At 70.9% G+C, this 4,874-nt stretch carries 6 protein-coding genes; 3 read left to right on the top strand and 3 right to left on the bottom strand.

From position 1 onward, the window contains the following. Positions 1-616: 616 nt before the first annotated feature. On the top strand, positions 617-913 hold the full coding sequence (locus NBX02_RS08840) for a hypothetical protein (RefSeq protein ID WP_250290865.1): 297 nt from the start codon (positions 617-619) through the stop codon (positions 911-913). Between the two features lie 284 nt (positions 914-1,197). Here the strand turns inward: NBX02_RS08840 and NBX02_RS08835 are convergent, their stop codons facing one another. Next, positions 1,198-2,595 carry an aldehyde dehydrogenase family protein gene (locus NBX02_RS08835; RefSeq protein WP_250290863.1) on the bottom strand — a complete coding sequence of 466 codons (1,398 nt, stop codon included), beginning with the start codon at positions 2,593-2,595 and terminating at the stop codon, positions 1,198-1,200. 580 nt (positions 2,596-3,175) lie between these two features. On the opposite strand from NBX02_RS08835, the gene NBX02_RS08830 reads away from it, so the two are divergent. Next, the gene (locus NBX02_RS08830) at positions 3,176-3,532 is read left to right on the top strand and encodes a hypothetical protein (protein ID WP_250285721.1); all 357 of its coding nucleotides are present in this window, start codon (positions 3,176-3,178) and stop codon (positions 3,530-3,532) included. Positions 3,533-4,001: 469 nt separating this feature from the next. On the opposite strand, the gene NBX02_RS08825 is transcribed toward NBX02_RS08830, so the two are convergent. Together NBX02_RS08825 and NBX02_RS08820 are read right to left on the bottom strand one after the other, a co-directional pair. Further along, the gene (locus NBX02_RS08825) at positions 4,002-4,157 is read right to left on the bottom strand and encodes a hypothetical protein (protein ID WP_250285720.1); all 156 of its coding nucleotides are present in this window, start codon (positions 4,155-4,157) and stop codon (positions 4,002-4,004) included. Further along, complete coding sequence (locus NBX02_RS08820; protein ID WP_250290862.1) at positions 4,142-4,342, bottom strand: hypothetical protein; 201 nt, start codon at positions 4,340-4,342, stop codon at positions 4,142-4,144. The genes NBX02_RS08825 and NBX02_RS08820 overlap by 16 nt, the downstream gene beginning before the upstream one ends. Before the next feature lie 129 nt (positions 4,343-4,471). On the opposite strand from NBX02_RS08820, the gene NBX02_RS23015 reads away from it, so the two are divergent. Further along, positions 4,472-4,874 (top strand): AAA family ATPase (locus NBX02_RS23015; RefSeq protein ID WP_445548332.1); only part of this gene is annotated, 403 nt, incomplete at its 3' end.

The raw sequence follows: 4,874 nt of genomic DNA, 5'->3' as shown, positions 1-4,874 counted from the left end.
GGCCCGTCCGGCGGCGGGTGCCGACGGCGCGGCCCGCCGCCGTGACAGTGGCAGCGGCGGCGGCAGCGGCGGACCGCCGCCGGCCCGTACCCGGTCGTCCCGTCCGCGGCGGGACGTGTGGCATTGTTCCGCCGCCGATGGTCCCGGAGTTCCCCGCAATGGTCCCGGCAGTGGTCCTGGCATTTTCCGCGATGGCCCCCGGGCGATGGCGACGACCGGGCGTGACCTGGCCGACAGGCACGGAATTCGTGACGGCCGGTCGCCGGTCACCGTGACGACGGCCCTTTCGGAGTGGGACAGCACATACCGCCGGCGCCGACGGTGACCGCGATACAGCAAATACCGTTGTCCACACAGCGGATATCGTTGCCCGTGGCACTGCCGGCCCGGCCCGCCATCCGTCCCGGGCCGGTTCCTGTGACATACACGTACCGCGCCGGGAATAGTCCCCGCCCGGCCCGGCGCATGGCCTAACGTGAACGAGACGCGGCTACCATTTCGTTTTCGGGAGTTCGCGTTGCTGCAGGTTCTATCGGATGAATGCGTTGGGAGGTAAGTGTTACCCGTGCAAAACGACAAGAATTCGATAGTCCGGAGGGTCCTCGCCGGCGCGACCGTGGCGCTCGGTGCCGCGGCCTTCATCGGTCTGGGCACCTCTGTCGCAACCGCAAGCAGCGTAGACGCCGGTGCCACCACCGTCGTGGGGGCTGACGCGGGTGTCGGTGTCGGCCCGATCGTCGGCCCGGTTGGTCCGGTCGGCCCGGTCGGCCCCATTGGCCCTGTCGGCCCGGTTGGTCCGGTCGGCCCCGTGGGTCCGGTCGGCCCCGTCGGTCCTGTCGGCCCCGTTGGCGTCGGCCCGATCGTCGGCCCGGTTGGCCCGATCGTCGGCCCGATCGTCGGCCCGATCATCTGATCGGCACCACCTGACCGGCACCAACACGGTGTGACGGCACGACTCCGAAAACAACTCACCGACAACAAGTGGTGAGCGGACGTTGAGCCAGCAACGTCGCAACACAGCTCGACCCGCGCCGGCGGGACCGGTACCGATGACGAATCCCGCCGGTACGCCTTCTCCCGGGCGCCGTCAGACCCGCCCCGGTCACGGGCACCACCCGCGGCCGGGGCGGGCCGGGCAGCCGGCGCCAGCAGGACCCACAAAAGCCCGGCGCGTCCCAGGAAATCTCACAGGAAATCTCAGAAGAAGCGGCGCAGCAGCTTCTTCTTCCATTCCGTGTACGGCGGGTAGAGCAGCGGCGGGTCAGGCCGGGCCGGTTTCGTGACGACCGCCCGGCGGTGGCTGAACGCCTCGAATCCCCACCGGCCGTGGTAGGCGCCGATCCCGCTGGCGCCGACTCCCCCGAAAGGCAGCTGCGGGACGAGGACCTGCACCGCCAGATGGTTGACGACGACACCACCGGAGCTCGTCCCGCGCAGCACCTGCCGCACCACCGTCCTCGAACTGGTGAAAAGATACAGGGCGAGCGGCTTCGGCCGGGCGTTGACAAAGGCGACCGCCTCGTCGAGGGAACCGACCGTCAGGACGGGCAGAACCGGCCCGAATATCTCCTGGGTCATCAGCTCCGAGGCCGGGTCCGGATCGAGCACGACCGTCGCCTCGACGGTGATCGTGCCGGGATCGCTGCCGCCGCCGGCCACGACCTGCCCGTGGTGCCCCTCGAGCGCGCGGCGCAGCCGGTCGAACTGCCGTGGGTTCACGATCCGCTGTACGGGCTCGTCCCGCTGGAACCGCTCCAGCGTGGCCCGGATCTTCGCGACGAACTCGTCCCGGACCGAGCTGTCGACGAGAACGTAGTCGGGGGCGACACAGGTCTGGCCGGCGTTGAGCAGCTTCACCGAGGCGATCCGCTGGGCGGCGACGTCCAGGTCGGCGTCCGGCATGACGATGACCGGGCTCTTGCCGCCCAGCTCCAGGGTCACCGGGGTGAGGTGCCGCGCCGCGGCCTCCATCACCTGCTTACCGGTCTCTGTTCCGCCGGTGAAGAAGACGTGGTCGAGCCCCTGCGCCACCAGCTGCCGGGTGACGGTGGCATCCCCCTCGCGCACGGCGGCCGCGTCCGCGTCCAGATACTCCGGCAGCAGGCGGGCGAGCAGCGCGGAGGTCGCCGGCGCGTGCTCGGACGGCTTGACCACGACAACGTTGCCCGCGGCGAGCGCCCCGACGAGCGGGGACAGCGTCAGGTAGACCGGGTAGTTCCACGGGCCGACGACGAGCACCACGCCCAGTGGTTCATACTGGTAGAAGCCCCTGCCCGGCAGCATGTTCACCGGCAGTGACGTCCGCCGTGGGCGCACCCATCCCCGCAGGTGCCTGCGGGCGTACGCGGCTTCGGCGCGGGTGCTGGCGATGTCCCCGAACCAGGCGTTGTGGGCGCCCCGGCCGAGGTCGGCGCCGAGGGCGGCGACGATGTCGTCCTCCCGCTGCGTGAGCAGGCGTTCGATCGCGCCGAGCTGCCGCAGCCGCCACCCGAGGTCGCGGGTGCGGCCCGTCGCGAACGTCCGGCGCAGCCGCTCGACCGTCGCGGCGGCATCGGGCTGGGCCTGCGCAACCGGTACCGACGTGACCACGGCCATCCCCTCCCTGCCTTTCCCGCCTGCTCGTCCTGCCTGCTCGGTCCCCGTCCTCCGCTGTCGTTCCCCGGCGGGGCACGCCATCCCGTGGACGGCTCCGGCGAGGCGGCCCAGGCTGAAATCGTAACGACCGGGAAGCGTGGTGACGCTGAACCACCGGCGCGGCGCCACTGGCCGGCCCGCGAGCCTTAACGAAAACGATTACGGTTCCAGCATGCTGTGCCGATCGTAGCAGTGTCGCCACGACCTCGGAGCCCGGCATGAAGGTCGACAGCACCGCCCGGGACTGGGACCGCTTCGTCACCCAGATGCACGACATCCATCCGCGCAACACCGTGGCCTGGGCCAACGACGCGACCGGCATGGACCTGGCCGACCAGATCGACCCCGCCTTCCGGCCCGTTCCCGGGCTGGTCCCGGGCTGGTCCCGGCGGCCCGCACCGCGCCCGACCACAGCACGCCCGACCACACGGCATCCGAACGCGGCGCACCCAGTCGCACCGCACCCAGCCACGCGGCATCCGGCCGTACCGCCGGCCGGACAGTTTGACCGGGTCGTTCCGGGGGGCCGACGAGGACGAACATGAGTGACAGCGCGGACGCGATCAGTCGTATTCAGCGGATCCAGGATCTCCTCAACGGCTCGCCGAACCGGGAAGTCGTCCTTGACGGGCTGTCCGCGGCCACCGGGCGGATCGCGTTACCCCGAGCGCGGCCGGACATTCCGGTCGGCCTCGGCCAGATCCTTGCGGCCCGCAAGTCCCGCTATCGGTTTCACTCCGACCCACCCGACGCGCGGGAACTGTCGTCGCTGTTGCGGTGGGCGTTCGGGCCGCAGCGGACGGTCCGGCTGCCCACCGGCACCGAGCACCGGATGCGCATGGCCCCGTCCGCGGGCGGGCTGCCGTCACTGGCGGTGTACATCCGTCGACCGGCATAGCCGGCCGCTGTCCCCCACCGGCCGGCGGCCTTGACACACGCCGAGGCCAGTCGAATAGAGCACAATAAGCACCCGCATTCCTCGCACCTGGGTCTTCACCAGGGCTCGCCGCCCCCGACTGGGATGATCATACCAAGCCCGCTGGAGACCTGCGACACACTGGATCGCGTTGATCACAACGTCGGCGTCAAGACCGTGTCGAACGCTCAGCTTCTCCCGCACGGCCGGGCTGACGCGGACCACCGCCACCCAGATCGACGTCATACCGGGAGTGTCCTCAAACAGGGCCAGAGCCCCACATCTGGATCCGCCCCGCCTGGAGCTACACCGCCGACAGCGCCTTCCTGCTCGTGTTGACCAGCTCCCCGAGCTCCTGAACGGTGCCGTCAGGTCGGGCCGTAGAAGGGGCCGGATTGCTGGGGCGGGAGTGGGGCGAGTGCCGGGTCGTCGAGGTCGAGGTCCCGCCGGTTCACGGCGCGGCAGCATTCCGGTAGCCGGCGTCCAGGTAGTGCTCGGCGGGGGTGAGACCACGGTCGGCAAGGGTGCGCTGGACAGGCAGGGTGACCTGCACGTCGGGGACGCCCGCCTGGGTGGTGAGAACGTCCGTGATCAGCCGTAACGGCAACGCGGCTCGTCGACGAACACCTCGGCCAGCCGGTCGCGCAGCCGCATCGCCAACGTCCCCCGCGGGAACGCCGCCCGCGCGGCCGCCACGGTCTGTGTCGGGATCTCCGGCAGCCCTCTGGGCTGCAACGACATGCGCTCCACCTCCCGCGGCCCACGACACGACAGGACCACAGAGGCGATCATGCCGCAAACGCGGCCCACCCGAATTAAGCAGCAGAGTCCCTGGCCGGGGCCACGTACCGCTTCCTCGGCCAGCCCGGATGCACAGCCAGACGTCGCCCGCGGCGGCGCCCGCCGTAGAGTGATCGCATGATGACAGGCCGGCTTGCGGCGGTGACGGTCGAGGGGTACACCTCGATCCGCTCGACGCGGGTCCGGCTGGGCGGGCTGAACGTCCTGATCGGCCCGAACGGGGCGGGCAAGAGCAACTTCATCTCCGCGCTGGAACTGCTGGGGCGAATCGTCGACGAGGACCTGCAACTGTTCGTCGGGCTGCGCGGCGGTGCCGGAGCGCTGCTGCACGGCGGCCCGCGGGGCGGCGCGTCGGGGATCACGGTCCGGGTGGAGGCACCGCCACACTCCTACCTGGCACGGCTGGTCCCCAGCGCACGCGACGAACTGGTCTTCGAGGCGGAGGAGATCTCCGGGCCGGCCGGGACGGTGCTGCTCGGCCGCGGGCACCGGGAGACACTGCTGCACCGGAACACCGGCGGCC

This window comes from Protofrankia sp. CiP1_Cm_nod1 (assembly GCF_920888515.1).
GTDB lineage: Bacteria > Actinomycetota > Actinomycetes > Frankiales > Frankiaceae > Protofrankia.
The sequence above is the reverse complement of the archived record's forward strand: the minus strand, read 5'-3'. Positions and strand labels throughout refer to the sequence as shown.